Source organism: Thalassospira profundimaris (genome assembly GCF_003326675.1).
GTDB classification, from domain to species: domain Bacteria; phylum Pseudomonadota; class Alphaproteobacteria; order Rhodospirillales; family Thalassospiraceae; genus Thalassospira; species Thalassospira aquimaris.
Window position 1 is genome coordinate 87859 of sequence record NZ_JPWF01000010.1, and the last position, 17190, is coordinate 105048.

Below are 17190 nucleotides of genomic sequence, written 5' to 3' on the forward strand. Positions count from 1 at the left end.
TTTAGCCAACGGTGTGTGGCAGGGCTGAAATCACATCAATCGGGCTGTTCCAGGCACAGACAAAACGATAGGCATCCGGTCCGATAGACGCCCATGGACGGAACACCAATCCGGCATCACGAAGCCGTTGGGCCAGCTTGTCATTCATGCGAATGAAAAGCTCGTTGCCCTGGGGCGTGAAGGCGGCCTCTGCGCCCAGGCTTTCAAGGCTGTGTTGCAGGGCTTTTGCCGCGTCGTTGGCGTGCCTTGCATTACGGAGCCAAAGATCATCCTGCAAATAGGCCAGAAGCTGTGCGGCAAGGTAACGGTGCTTTGAAAACAGATGTCCGCCGCGCTTACGGCTTTTTTCGGTATGGCGGCGCAGTTTCGGATCAAACAGGATGATGGCATCAACTGCCAGTGCCCCGTTTTTGGTTGCCCCGAAACTCAGCACGTCGACACCGGCCTTCCAGGTAATGTCCGCCGGATGACAACCAAGTGTCGCAACCGCATTGGCAAAGCGCGCCCCATCCATAAACAGACGCATTCCGTGCTTTCGACAGACCTTGCCAATCGCCTGAACTTCATCAACGCCATAAACCGTTCCGAATTCTGTCGTCTGGGTGATGGCAACGCATTCCGGGTCCACCGAATGCATCCCGTTCGAGACATGCTTGCCAAGGTAGGTATCGAGAATACCGGCCTCGATCTTCGCCGATGGTCCGTCGATGCCAAGCAGTTTGGCACCGCCACCATAAAAAGCCACACCGGTTGATTCCGTCATATTGATATGGGCGTGATGATGGCAAACGATCCCGCCGAACGGTGATACCAGTCCCGAAAGTCCGACAAGGTTGGCGGCTGTGCCGGTTGCGACGGGAACCACGCAGACTTCTGTTCCAAACAGTTCTGAAAACGCGGCATCAAGTTGCTGGCTTTTGTCATCTGCCCCATAGGGCAACGCAGCACTGTCACTTTCAGCGGCAATGGCGGCAAGAATTTCGGGGCAAATCGGCGTAACGTTATCGGACGAGAAATTCATCGGTGGTGGCCTCGTGATCACGGTGGGGCGCAGGAAGCATTTTGCAATGGCGGATTTCAGGAACGGACGTTCCAGTGTCACAGTGTGGTGCTTCGGCGCTTTTGGCAAGTACCGCTATTTGCTGTTTGCCACAAACACGCCATCCCATTCCGCGGGCGGAGGGGCTTCGCGGAAGGTCGCGATACGTTCGACATACATGTCATAAAGTTCTGAAAGGGCACCAACATCGCGCGATGCTTCGCGGCATTTCGCAATCAGGTCTTCGGCCAAATCCCACTTCTGGCTGCGATAGGCATCAAGCATCTGAACGTGAAGCGTCTGACAGGTTGTGAAGGCATCCGATGAACGAAGGGTCCCGGCACCCAAAAGGGTGAAGATGTGAACAGCTTCGGTCTTGCCCTTAACCGCAATCAGATCAAGTTCCAGCGTTGCAAAATCTTCTTCGACCCGCTGGGCCGTATCTTCGCCCAGAACGATATTCACACCGTAATTCTTTGATTGGCCTTCAAGCCGGGATGCCAGGTTCACCGCATCGCCAAGGACCGAGTAATCAAAGCGTTGCTCTGATCCCATATTGCCGACAAGGCATTCACCGCAATTGATCCCGATCCCGATATTCAGCGGCAGGAAGACCTGACCATCCCGGTTGGCTTCTTCAAGGCGTTCGGCATTTAAAACATCAAGGGCTTCGAACATGGCAAGGGCACTATCGCAGGCACGATGAGCATGGCGTTCAACATCAAGCGGCGCATTCCAGAAGGCCATGATGCAGTCGCCCATATATTTGTCGATGGTGCCTTCCCGATCGAGAATGCATTCGGTCAGTGGCGTCAACAGCCGGTTGATCAGCTGTGTCAGGCCCTGCGGATTGGATTTGAACCCTTCAGAAATCGACGTAAACCCACGGACATCACAGAACATCAAGGTCATGTCGCGGGTTTCACCACCAAGCTTCAATTGTTCCGGATGCTGGGCAAGCTGTTCGACAAGGGCCGGTGATAAATAGTTGGCAAAAGCCGCACGGACCTGACGGCGTTCGCCCTCGGTGCGCATAAAGCCCAGTGAACTTGTGGCAAGGTAAACCGCAATCAGCGACACAATCGGATAAAGCGGATCAATCAAAAGAAGCTTGTCGGTATAGGCCCACCAGGAAACACCAAGAGCCCCCGCGATAATTCCAAGGCCGATGATTGCAGGCCAGATTGCGCCAAGTCGGGGAACGGCAATGATGAAAAACAAGCCCACCAGCAACAGGCTCAGCATTTCAATTTCTGCGGCCCAATAAGGACGGGTCAGGAAATGTTCGAGAAGCATCTGTTCAAGCATCTCGGCATGGATTTCCGCCCCCGGGATGACACGGTTAAGCGGGGATGATCGTAAATCAAGCAGCCCGGCTGCGCTGGTGCCAACCACTGTCATCTTGTTTTGCAGCGTTTCGGCCGGGATCGTACCATCCAGAATATCGGTCGCCGAAAGATAACGATCCGGTCGGTGGCCGGTAAAATGCACCCACATATTGCCAGCATGGTCAGTCGGGATCGTAATTGCGCCGACCCGAACAGAGGCAATCCCTTCGGAGTTGGTCCAGCGCGCACTGCCGCTTGCACCGGACATACGTACAAGCATGGTTTTGGGCGCATTTTGCAGAACGCGCAACATCTCGACGGTCAGGGTCGGATAAACCGGCTTGCCAATTACCGGCTGGTCGTCGTCAATGGCAGCAAGAAGCGGCACACGGCGGACAATGCCGTCCTGTTCAGGGGAAACGTTGATCAGGGCATTTCCCGTTGCGGCCCCTTCGATGACATCAAGGTTTTTTGCCGCACTTGGCAGGACAGGAACGAAATCAGAAAGAACACGACCGGCTTCGCCTGCAGCACTGAAATTGCCAACCTGTCGGGGCAGGGCTTCAAATGCCCCATTGCGCAATTGAACGGCGGTAACGACATTGCCGGTGCCTGCGATGAATTGCGCAAACAGCTGGTCATGATCGGGAAGCTGCTTTGCCAGTTCAGAAATCTGGTCCTGTTCCGGGGATTGCGGCCAATCGGCAATCACACGCGATGGCGATGTCCGGTCCGGTTCGGCAAACACCATATCAAAGCCAACCACGACGGCACCGGATGCGCGCAGTTTGTAAAGCAACTGGGCAAGACGTGTGCGGGGCCAGGGCCACTGGCCCTGTTCTTCAAGACTATGTTCATCGATATCAACAATCCGCACCCCGACATCTTCATATTGGCGCGGGGCAATCTGCTGATAAACGTCAAACAGCGTCAGGCGCAGTTGATCAACAACCGGCACATTCTGCCACCGCAAGACGATAAAGGTGAACAGAATGGCCAGTGGAACAAGATACTGCAGTCCGGTTGAAAGGCCTGATTTGCTGAGACGCATCAAACTCTATCTACTTGTAGGATGAGCCAAATTACTGTTCTGTCAATGTGTCGGAAGAGCCTTCACCTTCCGGTACAGCGTCCGTTTTCAGCGAGAAATCGACGTTGGTTGCATCCTTGAAGGTAACATCGGCGGAACAGCCCAATGTGCCACAGTCTTCGTTATATGTGAAATCGTTGCCTTTGAAGGCCACGCTCCCATTGATCGAGCTGTAATCAAACTGCGAGATCGATGCCGATCCGTCTGTAATCATGCCCTCTGATACACCCGTAAAATCAATATCGATTCTTCTGTTCGCGTAATCGACGGTCGTGCTGAAGTTATAAGAAAGCTGACTTCCCCAAACCGGGATTACGCCAGTTGTTGCCGATCCGCTGGTGATTGTGCGAAGGGCATCATAGGTGAAACCACTCCCGGTATTTGGGGTGTTCTCGGTATTGTTATTCAGAATTGACGTCGTTTCAGTCGAATTGGATCCGCTATTGGTATTGTTGATTTGGGCGATGGCAAGCCCAAATGATTGCGCGCCCGTCGCACCGGTCTGGTTCGATGCCTGTCCGGTTTGTTGGGAGTTCAGGGCCACTTGCTGGCCGCCCGAACCGCCAGAAGACGAACTGCCGCTGCTTCCTGAACCTGAATTGTTTCCTGAATTCGAGTTCCTGCCGGAATTTGATGTGGTTCTTGTGACATTGGTTGAAAAGTCAAAGGTTGCGGCACTTGGCGGGAAACGAACCGGCGGGGTGACGGCGTTACCCGAAACAAACACGCCGAAATTCTCGCCGGTTACACTTTGCGAATTGCCGTTTGGATTGGAGGCGGCAAAGGCACCCGGGCGGGATGTTGTGTCGTTACGCGACAACCCTGGCCCCTGGTTAACAGCCATGAAAACCGGCTGATTTCCAGATTCCGGATCGGATGTGTCAAAGCTGCCCGGGATGATCTGGTTGGCCTGATCGGCCGTCATGGATCGGATCAGCCCGATGGTTCCGCGAATACCGATGGAGCCGACGGGAAGGTTGACATCCATACTTGATGGATTGTTTAGCGGGATTTTACCGGTGACGAAACGCATCACCCCGCGTGCCATATCGGCCACAATACGACCGTCGCCGGTTACAGGGTCATAGACAAATTCATCGATGGCAACGTCACTATCCGGGCCGATGGTAAATACCGTTTCATCAAGCAGCAAAATCTGCATGCCGGCGCTGGGGGATGTGGTGATACGGTCGCCAAGATAAACCGGCATCCCGCTTTCGACCAGAACGCCAATACCGTCACCTGCCTTCGCAAGGGTGATTTCACCGACAACGGCGGCAGATACACCGGCCATCTCGGCCTGAACTTCTGCGTTTGCCTGCTGAGTGGTCAGACCCGCGGTTGCGATTAACGCAGCACCAAACATCAATCTTTGTGCCAGTCGATTGTTCGCTTTTGGCTGCGTGGGGATGGTTGTCACGTGTGGCATCGTTAAAACTCCCAGCGTCGTGTCAGGAACACCTGTGCGCGTGCATTGTGGTATTCATAATTGGGGATATTGGAATTGGTATCGAGATATTCGCCGGTGATCGACCAGCTGATCGGGGCCAGAAAATCAACAATCTGGTTTGCGGTTTCGCTGTCACCAAACAAATTATCGGGCAAAAGGGCACCAAGCGGCGCACCATAGGTCAAACGCGTACGGATCGAACGATCCATGCGGCGTTGTGGAGAATTGCCGGTTACCAGATAATCGGCCTCGCGGTATTGGTCGACATTGTATCGGACACTGCCGCTGATATAGCTGCCGCCACCAAACAGATAGGCGTGGATCACTTCTGTGCCCATGTTGTCATAACTGTAGTAATTGCGTGCGGCGTTCTTCTTGCCACCAGTCAGGTTGACCGTTGTCCGGTTTGCAGGTGACCAACTGTAATTGCCGCCGACACGTGCGCCATAACGTTGCCCGGAATGCAGGCGCAAGGCACTAGATTCCGTGGTGTTCTGATAGCGTTCATCAGAATAGCTGACATCGCCGTTAAGATTGAAGAACGGGCGCACATTCCAGTCCATGCGCAGGCGTCCTGTCCGGGCTGTCAGATATTTTTCGCGGCTAAGGGATTGAACTGTTTGACCGACTGTCGGGGTCAAAACCCAGTATCCGCCCCGGATGCGTGCCCCGATATCGGTCGAAAACGATCCAAGATCAAGTGAATCAAGTTGTACCTGGTCGCTCATATAGCCGGTCACGCTTGCAAAAACTTCGTGACCTTCCTGATATCCAAGATCGTAATTCAGATCATAGCGCAGCACCCCGAGATAGGAGATATCGTTCTGGGGAAGGTCTTGGGTTGCGGTGATATTGTTCAGTGTTCCGGTCACCAGTCGCTGCTTGTCAGAGGGGGCAGCGTTCCGGTTGCTGTCAATCTGGCTGCCGAGCGTCAGGGTGATACTTTGACTCAGGCGTTTGCGTCGACGTTCGATGGCGGCAAGATAACTGGAAATTTCGGCCGCAACACTTGGCGTTACATTCATCTTTTGCAGTTCTTCAAACTGCGTGCGGGCTTCGTCCAAGCTGTCCAGGCGATACAAGACAATCGCGTAATAAAGCCGAACGACTGCAAGATCTGGTTCAAGAACCAGAATGCGTTCCAATGTTGCCGACGCACCACGAACATCACCGCGTGCAAGCTGGGCCTTGGCCCAGCGGAAATTCAGTACGACATCATCGGGATTGGTCAGAATGTCGGCAAATGTGATGTCGCCACCGTCATCAGTGCGCATCAAAAGGTTGGAGCGGTCAATAATATCGGTCAGACGTGCATAATCGTCCGAAAGTTGGCGGGCTTCGTTTGTACGAACATCAACACTTTGCTGTGCAGATGCGCCTGTTGCCCCCAATGTCACAATTGCCAGACCAGCGACCCCCGCCGTCCAACGCTGCCATGATCTTTTGATCACACCATTCCCCTAGTCCATACAGGTGGTCTGATCAGACCGGCCCATCAATTGAAGTTTGCTCGTTTAAATTGTTTATCGCACGCAATGATATGCGCAGCCAAAATATTCTTTGGCTAACTTCCTAAAGACTATGGGCTTTCTGGTTGAGATGGAAGCCATTCACCCGATTAGGTGTGGGGTGCACCTAAGGGTAGGCTATTCATACCTGCCGATAATTTATTAGAATTAGATAGGTATAGTTTTCCATCCAAATGTGGGCCGACGGTGTTAAACCGCCGTTCCACCGACCGTTAGACCATCAATGCGCAAGGTCGGCTGTCCGACACCAACCGGCACGCCCTGACCATCCTTGCCGCAAGTACCAATACCGTTATCAAGTTCCATATCATTGCCGATCATGGAAACCTTGGTCAGGCTATCAGGGCCATTGCCAATAAGGGTTGCGCCCTTGACCGGTGCGCCAACTTTGCCGTTTTCGATCAAATAGGCCTCGGATGCCGAGAACACGAACTTGCCCGACGTGATATCGACCTGACCGCCGCCGAAATTGACGGCATAGATGCCGTTTTTGACAGATGCCAGAACTTCTTCCGGCTCCTTGTCGCCGCCGAGCATATAGGTATTGGTCATGCGTGGCATCGGGGCATGGGCATAGGATTGACGACGGCCATTGCCGGTCGATTTCACGCCGGTCAGGCGCGCATTCAGGCGATCCTGCATAAAGCCCTTAAGGATACCATCCTCGATCAGAACCGTGCGCTGGGTCGGGGTGCCTTCATCATCAATCGACAGCGACCCGCGGCGATCATTGATGGTGCCGTCGTCAACAACGGTGACACCAGGTGCGGCAATACGCTGGCCCAAAAGACCGGCAAAGGCGGAGGTTCCCTTGCGGTTGAAATCGCCCTCAAGACCGTGGCCGATGGCTTCATGCAGAAGGATACCGGGCCAGCCCGGGCCAAGCACCACGGTCATCTCGCCTGCCGGTGCTGCAACAGAATCAAGATTGACGATGGCCTGGCGCAGCGATTCATCAACCGCCTTCTTCCAGGTTTTCTCGTCAAAGAAGCCGTCATAACCAATGCGGCCGCCTTCGCCATGCGACCCGGATTCCATGCGGTCGCCCTGCTTGACGACGACCGAAACGTTAAAGCGCACCAGCGGGCGAATGTCGCCAATACGTTGCCCGCCCGAACGCCAGATCTGCACGGCCTGCCAGTTGCCCGAAATCGATGCGGATACCTGCACAACACGGGGATCACGCGACCGGGCATAGGCATCAATCTGTGCCAGAAGGTCGACTTTTGCCTCAAACGTGGCTTCGCCCAGCGGGTTCACATCGGAATAAAGCGACACATTGGTGCCAATCGATCCCAGATCGACTTTGCCTGAACGGCCCGAACCAACGGCCTTGACGGTTTCGGCTGCACGGGCAACCGCATCATTGGACAGTTCGTTGGAATGGGAAAAGGCGGTGGCTTCATCGGCAACTGCACGCAGGCCGAAACCCTGTGCCGTATCGAAATTCGCACTGCGCAGGCGTCCGTCATCCCAGACGAGGCTTTCCGATTGGCGGTATTCAAGGAACAGTTCCCCGTCTTCGGCCGCGCCCAGCGCGTCATTGACCTGTGATTCAAGCCGGTCGCGATCAAGATCACCCTTGGCGAAAAACAGATTATCAGTGGTGCGAAGATCGGTCATGGAACCTCCTTGGGGGCCGAGATTATTCAGCCAGAGCAAATGAGTTTCCCCATATGACAAAATAGCGACATGACAGTATTTTCCCTTACGTTTTCGGGGTTTCTGTCACCTTCGACCTTCGTCTATACAGGTACTGTTCGGATCGCAAAAGAATATTGACCCGAACGCTTTATATAGACCGCAATGGCCAATTATGAAAGCCCGTGGCAATGTTTGTTGAGCATCCCCAGCGCGTCGCACTTCACAACGAAATTCATGCCCGCCCATTTGGCGGTGTCATAAGCCCGACGCGCTGTTCGTGTCTGGCCTTTCATGCCGGCGAAGAACTTGACGAAGCGGTGCGCGAACATTTCATCGCCTTTTGCAAACGGTTCAGCCTGACGCCACCGGCACCCGATCAGAAATATTTCGAAGCGGCCAGCGACGGCTTTTCGGTGATCTGGGAACGCCATACGGAATTTACGGTCTATGTCTTTAAACGCGCGGGGCCGTTTGAAAGCCCGTTCGATGATCCGGTGATCAATCTGGTGCCCAGTGACTGGTTGTCGGAAACGCCGGGCAAACTTCTGGTCGGGCTTCATATTGTCGTCGAAAAAACCGAGCGCAGTGACGAAGAAATCTCGCGCCTGTTTGACCATAACGGCCTGACCGGCAGTCGGGTTTTGGGGGGCACGGCACAGGTCTGGACTGATTTCCGCCTGCATGGAGATGGTTTTGGCAGGATGCTGGTCAAGGATCAGGGGATGGAACCCCTCCAGGCCGGGCGACTGGTTCAGCGGCTTAAAGAAATTGAAGTCTATCGGATGATGGCGCTTCTGGCCTTTCCAATGGCCCATTGTGCAACGCCCAAGGTTTCCGAGATCGATACCCGTCTTTCGGATATCACCGCTGAAATGGCCAGCAAAACCCAGACCGATGACGAAGAAACCCTTTCCAAACTGACCGATCTTGCCGCCCAGACCGAGGAAATGGCAGCATCATTGAATTATCGGTTCAGTGCGGCACGCGCCTATTACCGGATTGTTCAGGCCCGCCTGACCGAACTCCGCGAGGAACGCGTCGAGGGTGTTCAAACGATTACCGAATTTATGGAACGTCGTTTGGCCCCGGCCATGCGGACCTGCCAGAATATCGGGGACCGGTTGGAGGTCCTGTCAAAACGTGTGGCGCGCGCCAATAACCTGTTGCGCACGCGGGTCGACATCCTGCTTGAAGCCCAGAACCGCGATTTGCTGGCCAGCATGGATCGAAGGGTAAAGCTTCAACTGCGCCTGCAACAAACGGTCGAGGGCCTGTCGGTTGCTGCCATCACCTATTATTCGGTGGGGTTGCTTGGATATCTGTTCAAGGCGGTCAAGGATGCGGGTGTTCCGATCAATGATCGCCTTGCAACCGGGATTTCGGTCCCGGTTGTTCTGGCGGTGATCTGGCTTGCCATGCATCGGGTCAAAAAGGCCCTGCACAAGGCCGATCATTGATCAGTTTTGGTGGCGCAGCTTGTATGCAGCAAAGGTCGCTGTTCCGACCAGCACCACGGCACCGGCCTGATGGGCCACGCCAAGCGGCAGCCAGACGACACTCAGCAAGGTCGAGATACCAAGCGTGACCTGAAGGCAGGCAGCGGCCAGAACAAGATGCGTGGCAAAACGTTGATCAGACGTCAGGTTCCATGTGCCCGCACGCCACCAGAACAGGATCACCAACGCAAAGGTCAGTTTCGCCAACCAGCGATGATCCCATTGTACTGTCATATGGTCTTCAAACGGCGCCAGCCAAGCCGGATCAAACACATAAAGTCCGTCCGGGATCAACTGCCCGTCCATCAACGGGAAGGTGTTGAATGAATATCCGGCATCAAGCCCGGCAACAAAGCCACCGGAAAGGGCGGTAAAGACAATCAGTCCCAAAAGCTGCCAGCCGCGCTTTGACGCATTTGTGCCGATAGAGCGCGGTGCAAGCTGTTGCAGTCCGACCCAGAGAAGGGCGATGAAAATCACCAGTGCCAATCCGAAATGCGCCGTCAGGCGATACTGGCTGACATCGGGGCGGTCCACCAGACCACTCATCACCATGTACCAGCCCATCAGACCCTGAAGCCCGCCAAGAATGAAAAGCCCCCACAGCTTCCTCTTGGTCGCACCATCAATCGACTTTTTGGCAAGGAACCAGACGAACGGGATAAAGAACACAACCCCGATCAGCCGTCCCCAAAGACGATGAATGAATTCCAGCCAGAAAATCGATTTGAAATCTTCGACCGACATCCATGCATTGATCTTCTGGAATTCGGGATACTGGCTGTATTGCTGATAAAGGGCGGTCCAGTCTGCTTCATTGAGGGGCGGGATAATGCCGGTGAACGGACGCCATTCAACAATTGAAAGTCCCGATTCCGTCAAACGTGTAAGGCCGCCAATCACCACCATGATAAAGACCATTGCCGCACAGCCAAACAGCCAGATGGCAACATTGCGATGGGCAACAGGGGCGATGGTCATGTGATCGGACAGGGCTGGGGAGGCACTGTTTGGCATCGGGACGCTCTCTTGATCGTTATTTTCATGGGCACGGATGTGCTGAAATTTGGCTCAATATAGGGGCATTTTTGAAAAATTGCAGGAAAAGCTTCACACCGGCAGTTTCGCTGGGGTCTTCAAATGATGCGGTTAAATAAAACACATGAAATAGTGTTGTATAATTATAAAACACATAAAAAATGTATTGAATATTTTGATTTCCACACTCATAGTCATGGATAACTGAGAGAAACCCGCATAAGAGGATCGACGATGTTTCCCATCAATCTGGACCTGACGCGACTTACGGTCGCTTTGGTTGGGAACGGTCAGGCAACCCTGAACCGTTTGCGCCAGTTTGACGGTGATGGGGCAAAATACGTCACCGTTTATTCAGAAAACCCGATACCCGAACTGGTCGATCAGGCCGGTGATCGCCTGCATCGCTATTTGCCGAATTCGGCGGATGTGAATGCGGCATCCATCATGTTCATCGTCGATCTTGGCGGAGAAAAGGCTGCCGAACTTGCCGCCATCGCCAAGGCGGTTGGCACGATTGCCAATGTCGAGGACGTGAAAGAATACTGTGATTTTTTTTCGCCAGCGCGGGTTCAGCGCGGTGACCTGATGATTACGGTATCGACCAACGGCAAAAGCCCAAGACTTGCAGGACGTATCAGACGTGCGCTAGAACGTTGGTTGGACCCGAATTGGTCCGAACGTCTTTCCATGCTCGCTGCTGAACGCGAAAAGTGGAAAGCTAATGGTGCGGACATGAAGCAATTGCTCGAAAAGACAGACGATTACATTGACCGTCGAGGATGGTTGCCATGAACGTCATGCGAGAAGAGGACATCGTTTCCGGCGGCTCAATGTCGGTTGAGGAAGCGACTGATCGTGCGGCGGAATTGATGCGCCGATATGGCAACCTTCAGGGTGTTGCCCTGATCGAACCGATGGTGCATGAAGAATTCAAGGGCCGCGTTACCATGACCTCGTCCTTCGGGACCGAGGCGGCGGCGTTGCTGGCATTGGTTGCAGATGTTGACCGCAACCTGCCGGTTATCTTCCTTGATACCCGCAAGCTGTTTGGCGAAACTCACAAATACCGTGAACAGCTGGTCGATCAGCTTGGCCTGACCAATATCCGGATCATGCGCCCGGACGAGGAAAAACTTAAGGCCGAAGACCCCAACGGGATGCTGTTTGCCTCGGACACCGCGAAATGCTGCTATTTGCGCAAGGTCGAACCGCTTCAGCGTGCGCTTGAAGGCTATGACGCTTGGCTAACGGGGCGCAAACGGTTCCATGGCGGTGAACGTGATGCGCTTCCGGTGGTTGAACCGGCTGGCTCGCGGATCAAGATCAACCCGCTGGCGGGGTACAAGCGCGAGGATATCGAAGATATCTTTGAACATCGTGCGCTGCCACGCCATCCGCTTCAGGCCGAAGGATTCCTGTCGATTGGCTGCATGCCGTGTACCGACCGCGTTGACCCCAATTCAACCGATGTTCGGGCTGGTCGCTGGGCCGGTCAGGACAAAACCGAATGCGGCATTCACTACATCATCTAAGCTAACTGTTGCTTAAATTCAAAACCCGGCCATCTGGCCGGGTTTTTTGTTAGATCGTAATGCCCTGAAGTTTTCGGAACAGGGTGACGGCATAACGGTCAGTCATGCCAGAAATATAATCCATAACCCGCATCAGGCGGCTGTAAAGATCGGGTGCCTCGGACAGTTTTCCGGACAAAAGTTTGTCAATCCGGTCGGCCTGCGGTGGCAGGCGCTTGCCGTGGTTTTTATGCTCGTCAATGTCGATGGCGGCACGGACAAAGCTGTCAAGCAGGCCGTTAATTACCTCGAACCCGGCCATCTCAATCGGCAGGACATGGGGGGCGTTGTAAATCTTTTCGACCGCAAGTTTCTTGCAGGCTTTGGCATGGGGGCCAAGCGGGGTATTGGCAAGCAAATCACCTTCAAGGGTGCCGCATAGAAGGGCATCTTCGTTGGCGACAAAGGCATCGACGGCGGCCTTGACCAGATTGCCAATTGCCTTGCCGCGCAGGAAGCCGATCCGGTCATTTTCCGATTTCTCGGCATACCAGCCCTCTGAACGAAGGTCTTTCCAGCGTTGTTCGGCATCGCCATCGTATTTTTCAGGATGGCGGGCAATCGGGGCCAAGGCTCGTTCAACTTCCTCGAAACTGACGCAGCCCAGTTCCCAGCCATCTTCAAGATCAACCACGGAATAGCAAATATCATCCGCCGCCTCGACAAGGTAAACCAGCGGATGACGACGCCACGCGCCGTCAAACCCGTCAAGCGGTGAAAGCCCGCAGACACGCGCAATGGCAAAGGCGATATCGCGTTCCGCCTGATAATAGCCGGGCTTTTTAAGGCCGGTATATTCCTTGCGGCGCGCGTCCGGGACCGAGGTGTTACGCGGATATTTGATAAAGCTGCCCAGCGTGCCATAGGTCAGGTTAAGCCCGCCGTCAAAGCGCTTCATTTCAAGCTGGCTGATGATGCGCAAGCCTTGTGCATTGCCTTCGAAATGACGAAGGTCTTCAAGCTCCGGCCCGGTCAGGCGTGATGTCAGCTCTTCCTTGGCAATGCGCGACGTGGTGAACCATTCATTGATCGCATCTTCGCCCGAATGACCAAATGGCGGGTTGCCGATATCATGGGCAAGACAGGCCGCCTGAACCATATAGCCGATATCGGCCACGGTGGTTTCCGATCCTTGCGGAAGATTGGCAACAATATGCGCACCGGCCATCAAACCCAGTGATTGCCCGACCGATCCGACCTCAATTGTGTGGGTCAGGCGGGTATGGACATGGTCGTTATCGGAAAGCGGATGAACCTGTGTCTTGTTCTGAAGTCGACGGAACGAGGAGGAGAAAATCACCCGATCCACATCGATCTGAAACGGGCTGCGTCCATCCGGTGTTGGATAGGGGGCACCTTCGGGTAGGCGGATTTTGCCATCCCGAAATTCAAGTCGATGAGATGAAAGAAGGCTTTCCCAGCGCATTTTATCGCCAGACCCTTGCGCAGACGACGCCAATGTCATGGCGGTGCTACCCCTGTCCGTGTCGTGTATCTTGTGTTCCGACTGACTTTAACGGGCGCGGGAGTCCGGTGCAATCAGGCAAAGTGATTTCGCGCCGATTGCACCGTAATTATCGCATCTAGGGGATATTGGCCTAGCCAAAGAACCAGCTTTGCGGGTTGTCAATCGGACGACCATTCAGCGCTCGCAAAAGCCCGATCACATTGCGCCCGATAAACCAGGCAGTGGTGTAAAGCCCCATCAGGCCAACAATCGCCCAGCCCAAAAGCGGAATCCAGCCGATCATGAAGGTAAAGAACCCGAGTATGATGGCGTAAAGGATGCTGATCCAGAAGGTGCGGATCACAAAGGTATAGTGGCTGTTGGTCCAGTGATTGTCTTCTTCGCGTGCGATATAGGACACGATCAGCGCAATCAGCCCGGTGGCAAAGGCCGTAAACAGGGTTGCGATCATAAGCCCGTAACAGACAAGGGCGGTATTGCCGCCACGATCATCTGTGTAATGCGGTGCATTGTCAAAAGACGCATCCTGACCGTGGATATGGTCGTTCATCGAGTTTTTCCTCTATTCTTCGCAATCCCCATCGCGTCTTGCCCATCATATAGCGCGAAAGTTTAAAAATGCTATCTCGGGTTGGTGAAACCGATCATCCTTTTTGATCTTCACAGCCCTTCACATGAAATTTACGACGGCTTTGCTTGGTTTTGCCTCGACTTTGGGAATTATCGCCCTACATTTGGCGCCATGATGTCAATTGACCGAAAATAGGGATTTCCGCATGTCGGACTATGATTTTGATCTGTTTGTAATCGGTGCCGGATCGGGCGGCGTGCGCGCAGCCCGCGTGGCTTCGGGATATGGCGCAAAGGTTGCCATCGCCGAAGAAAGCCAGGTTGGCGGCACCTGTGTCATCCGGGGCTGTGTGCCCAAAAAGCTGCTGGTTTACGGCGCACACTTTGCCGAGGATTTCGAAGACGCATCTGCTTATGGCTGGACCCTTCCGGGGGAGCCGACCTTTAGCTGGAAAACGCTGATCGCCAACAAGGATGCCGAAATTGATCGCCTGAACGGCATTTACAAGCGTCTGCTAGCAGGATCGAATGTCGAACTGTTTGAACATCGCGCCACCTTCAAGGATGCCCATACCCTGATCGTTGGCGACCGCGAAGTTACGGCAAAGCGCATCCTGATCGCTGTTGGTGGCCATCCGACCAAGCCCGAAATTCCGGGTGTCGAACATGCCATCACCTCGAACGAGGCATTCTATCTTGATGAATTGCCAAAACGCGTTGTCGTGGTTGGTGGTGGCTATATCGCGGTCGAGTTTGCCGGTATCTTTGCCGGTCTTGGTTCCCAAGTGACGCAGCTTTATCGCAGCGAACAAATCCTGCGCGGCTTTGATAACGATATCCGCAACCATCTGGCCGAGGAAATCGTTAAAAAGGGCATCGATCTGCGTGTGAACACCAATGTCACCGCGATTGAAAAACAGGCTGATGGCAGCCTGTCACTGACCCTGACCGATGGTTCAACCATGATTGCTGATCAGGTGATGTTTGCCACCGGGCGCGCCCCGAATACGGCGGGTCTTGGTCTTGAAAATGCCGGTGTCGAAGCCGATGCGCGCGGTGCTGTCAAAATCAATCAGGGTCTTCAGACCACGACCGAAAACATCTATGCGGTTGGTGATGTGACCGACCGTGTGCAACTGACGCCGGTTGCGATCAAGGAAGGCATGGCCTTTGCCGATACTGTTTATGGCGGCAAGCCTTGGCACATGACCTATCAGGCGATCCCGACCGCCGTGTTCAGCCAGCCGCCGGTTGGCACCGTTGGCCTGTCCGAGGAAGAGGCACGTGCCAAGGGGGGCGAGGTCGTGATTTTCAAATCGACCTTCAAGCCGATGCGCCACACGCTTTCGGGCCGTGATGAAAAAACGCTGATGAAGCTGATCGTCGACAAAACCACCGACGTGGTGCTTGGGGCGCATATGGTTGGCCCGGATGCCGCTGAAATCATTCAGGGCATCGGTATCGCGGTCCGCATGGGCGCAACCAAGGCCCAGTTTGATCAGACCGTCGCGGTGCATCCGTCCGCGGCCGAGGAATTTGTTACCATGCGCTTCCCGGTTGGCGAATAATCCTGATTGGACAAGCTGAAATTTTAACAGGCGGTGCTGGATGGCACCGCCTGTTTTGTTATCCGCCTGCAAGTCCCGGGAACAGGATCAAAAGCCCGACCGCCAAAATCTGAAGACAGATAAAGGGCAGAAGGGCCTTGAAGATATCGCCAAGTGTGATGTCCGGTGGTGCAACGGATTTAAGGTAAAATGCGGCTGGACCAAACGGCGGTGACAGGAAGCTGACCTGCATATTCATGGCAAACAGAACGCCGAACCATACAGGATCGAAACCAAGGTCTTTCACAATCGGCACAAAAATCGGCATGGTCAGAAGTGCAATACCGACCCAGTCAAGGAACATGCCCAAAATGAACAGGATCAGCATCATGAACAGGATAATGGTGGTCGGGTCATCGGAAATGCCGGTAATCAGGCCCGAAACAAACTTGATCCCGCCCATCAGGTTGAACACCCCGACAAGGGCAGATGCGCCAATCCCGATCCAGACTATCATGCCGCAGGTCGAAAGGGTCTGAATTGCAGCGCCCTTCAGCATGGCAATCGAGAACTCGCCACGCACGATGGTCGAGGCAATCACACCGGCAACACCAACGGCCGATGCCTCTGTGACCGATGCAATCCCCCCGTAAATCGAACCCAGAACACAAATCACCACAAGGATGGGCAGGAACAGGCCTTTGAGCAGGCGGACCTTTTCCGCGTGCGGAATTTTTTCTGTCTGGGGCGGCGGGGCGATATTGTTGCCGGTATAGGATCGGAACAGAACATAGGCGACATAAAAGCCCGCCAGCATGAAGCCGGGAACAAAGGCCGACGTAAACAGATCGCCAATCGAAACGTTGGCGGTCAGGCCATAAATGATCAGAACGATGGACGGGGGCACCATGGTGCCAAGCGACCCACCGGCGCAAACCACCCCGATGGCAAGGTTCTTGTCATAGCCCTGACGCAGCATCTGGGGCAGGGCTATCAGGCCAAGCAGAACAATCTCGCCGCCGATAATGCCGCTCATGGCGGCAAGAATAACAGCGACAAAAATGGTCTGAACCGCAACACCCCCGCGCAGGCGCCCGCCAAACAGGCGCATGGCATCAAACAGATCGCGTGCCACCCCGGACCGGTCAAGGATGGCCGCCATCAGGACGAACATCGGAACCGATACAAATACAAACGAGGAAACGAATGAATAAACCCGGCTGGTGATCAGGGGGACGGCCATCGGGCCAAACCAGCCAAGGGTGAAAATAAGGGCAATCAGGAGCGTCACAAACGCCAATGGCATGCCGGTAATCAAAAAAACAAGCAGCATGACGAACATGGCAAGGGTGCCGTATTCAATGCCCAAAGACTGTAAATCAAACATCAAAAGTTATCCTGTCGCGCCGGTCGCATT

13 protein-coding genes are annotated in these 17190 nt (G+C 54.3%); 4 read left to right on the top strand and 9 right to left on the bottom strand.

Annotated elements, in window-relative coordinates:
- Position 1: 1 nt before the first annotated feature.
- The 5 genes from TH19_RS15230 to tldD all read right to left on the bottom strand — a co-directional run bounded on the left by TH19_RS15230 (position 2) and on the right by tldD (position 8059).
- Positions 2–1102, bottom strand: a complete 1101-nt coding sequence (locus tag TH19_RS15230) for a threonine aldolase family protein (RefSeq protein WP_258547983.1) — start codon at positions 1100–1102, stop codon at positions 2–4.
- Between the two features lie 33 nt (positions 1103–1135).
- On the bottom strand, positions 1136–3418 hold the full coding sequence (locus TH19_RS15235; RefSeq protein ID WP_114103209.1) for a CHASE2 domain-containing protein: 2283 nt from the start codon (positions 3416–3418) through the stop codon (positions 1136–1138).
- 31 nt (positions 3419–3449) lie between these two features.
- Positions 3450–4886, bottom strand: a complete 1437-nt coding sequence (locus TH19_RS15240) for a FecR family protein (RefSeq protein ID WP_114103210.1) — start codon at positions 4884–4886, stop codon at positions 3450–3452.
- A 2-nt stretch (positions 4887–4888) separates the two neighbouring features.
- A complete protein-coding gene (locus TH19_RS15245) occupies positions 4889–6358 on the bottom strand; it encodes a tetratricopeptide repeat protein (protein WP_114103211.1) in 1470 nt (489 codons plus the stop codon).
- Between the two features lie 267 nt (positions 6359–6625).
- On the bottom strand, positions 6626–8059 hold the full coding sequence (tldD, locus tag TH19_RS15250; protein ID WP_114103212.1) for a metalloprotease TldD: 1434 nt from the start codon (positions 8057–8059) through the stop codon (positions 6626–6628).
- A 209-nt stretch (positions 8060–8268) separates the two neighbouring features.
- Here tldD and TH19_RS15255 point away from each other — a divergent pair, with 209 nt between their 5' ends.
- Positions 8269–9537 carry a DUF3422 family protein gene (locus TH19_RS15255; protein ID WP_114103213.1) on the top strand — a complete coding sequence of 423 codons (1269 nt, stop codon included), beginning with the start codon at positions 8269–8271 and terminating at the stop codon, positions 9535–9537.
- Here the strand turns inward: TH19_RS15255 and TH19_RS15260 are convergent, their stop codons facing one another.
- The gene (locus TH19_RS15260; RefSeq protein WP_114103214.1) at positions 9538–10593 is read right to left on the bottom strand and encodes a COX15/CtaA family protein; all 1056 of its coding nucleotides are present in this window, start codon (positions 10591–10593) and stop codon (positions 9538–9540) included.
- 255 nt (positions 10594–10848) lie between these two features.
- On the opposite strand from TH19_RS15260, the gene TH19_RS15265 reads away from it, so the two are divergent.
- Together TH19_RS15265 and TH19_RS15270 are read left to right on the top strand one after the other, a co-directional pair.
- Positions 10849–11409 carry a precorrin-2 dehydrogenase/sirohydrochlorin ferrochelatase family protein gene (locus TH19_RS15265; RefSeq protein WP_114103215.1) on the top strand — a complete coding sequence of 187 codons (561 nt, stop codon included), beginning with the start codon at positions 10849–10851 and terminating at the stop codon, positions 11407–11409.
- Positions 11406–12149 carry a phosphoadenylyl-sulfate reductase gene (locus tag TH19_RS15270; RefSeq protein ID WP_114103311.1) on the top strand — a complete coding sequence of 248 codons (744 nt, stop codon included), beginning with the start codon at positions 11406–11408 and terminating at the stop codon, positions 12147–12149. Before TH19_RS15265 ends, TH19_RS15270 begins: the two co-directional genes overlap by 4 nt.
- Before the next feature lie 49 nt (positions 12150–12198).
- Here the strand turns inward: TH19_RS15270 and TH19_RS15275 are convergent, their stop codons facing one another.
- Both TH19_RS15275 and TH19_RS15280 read right to left on the bottom strand, forming a co-directional pair.
- Positions 12199–13653, bottom strand: coding sequence for a deoxyguanosinetriphosphate triphosphohydrolase (locus TH19_RS15275; RefSeq protein ID WP_258547984.1), 1455 nt, complete (start codon positions 13651–13653; stop codon positions 12199–12201).
- Positions 13654–13786: 133 nt separating this feature from the next.
- Positions 13787–14206: a DUF4870 family protein gene (locus TH19_RS15280; RefSeq protein WP_114103217.1), complete on the bottom strand. Its 420-nt coding sequence runs from the start codon at positions 14204–14206 to the stop codon at positions 13787–13789.
- A 226-nt stretch (positions 14207–14432) separates the two neighbouring features.
- Between TH19_RS15280 and gor the strand changes: the two genes are divergently transcribed.
- Complete coding sequence (gene gor, locus TH19_RS15285; protein WP_114103218.1) at positions 14433–15794, top strand: glutathione-disulfide reductase; 1362 nt, start codon at positions 14433–14435, stop codon at positions 15792–15794.
- 58 nt (positions 15795–15852) lie between these two features.
- Here the strand turns inward: gor and TH19_RS15290 are convergent, their stop codons facing one another.
- Positions 15853–17160, bottom strand: a complete 1308-nt coding sequence (locus tag TH19_RS15290; RefSeq protein WP_114103219.1) for a TRAP transporter large permease — start codon at positions 17158–17160, stop codon at positions 15853–15855.
- Between the last annotated feature and the right edge of the window lie 30 nt (positions 17161–17190).

Coding starts and splice junctions, on each gene's coding strand:
- TH19_RS15270 (WP_114103311.1), top strand. CDS start 11,406: ATGAACGTCATGCGAGAAGAGGACATCGTTTCCGGCGGCTCAATGTCG.
- TH19_RS15280 (WP_114103217.1), bottom strand. CDS start 14,206: ATGAACGACCATATCCACGGTCAGGATGCGTCTTTTGACAATGCACCG.
- tldD (WP_114103212.1), bottom strand. CDS start 8,059: ATGACCGATCTTCGCACCACTGATAATCTGTTTTTCGCCAAGGGTGAT.
- TH19_RS15235 (WP_114103209.1), bottom strand. CDS start 3,418: ATGCGTCTCAGCAAATCAGGCCTTTCAACCGGACTGCAGTATCTTGTT.
- TH19_RS15255 (WP_114103213.1), top strand. CDS start 8,269: ATGTTTGTTGAGCATCCCCAGCGCGTCGCACTTCACAACGAAATTCAT.
- TH19_RS15260 (WP_114103214.1), bottom strand. CDS start 10,593: ATGCCAAACAGTGCCTCCCCAGCCCTGTCCGATCACATGACCATCGCC.
- TH19_RS15265 (WP_114103215.1), top strand. CDS start 10,849: ATGTTTCCCATCAATCTGGACCTGACGCGACTTACGGTCGCTTTGGTT.
- TH19_RS15240 (WP_114103210.1), bottom strand. CDS start 4,886: ATGCCACACGTGACAACCATCCCCACGCAGCCAAAAGCGAACAATCGA.
- TH19_RS15275 (WP_258547984.1), bottom strand. CDS start 13,653: ATGACATTGGCGTCGTCTGCGCAAGGGTCTGGCGATAAAATGCGCTGG.
- TH19_RS15290 (WP_114103219.1), bottom strand. CDS start 17,160: ATGTTTGATTTACAGTCTTTGGGCATTGAATACGGCACCCTTGCCATG.
- gor (WP_114103218.1), top strand. CDS start 14,433: ATGTCGGACTATGATTTTGATCTGTTTGTAATCGGTGCCGGATCGGGC.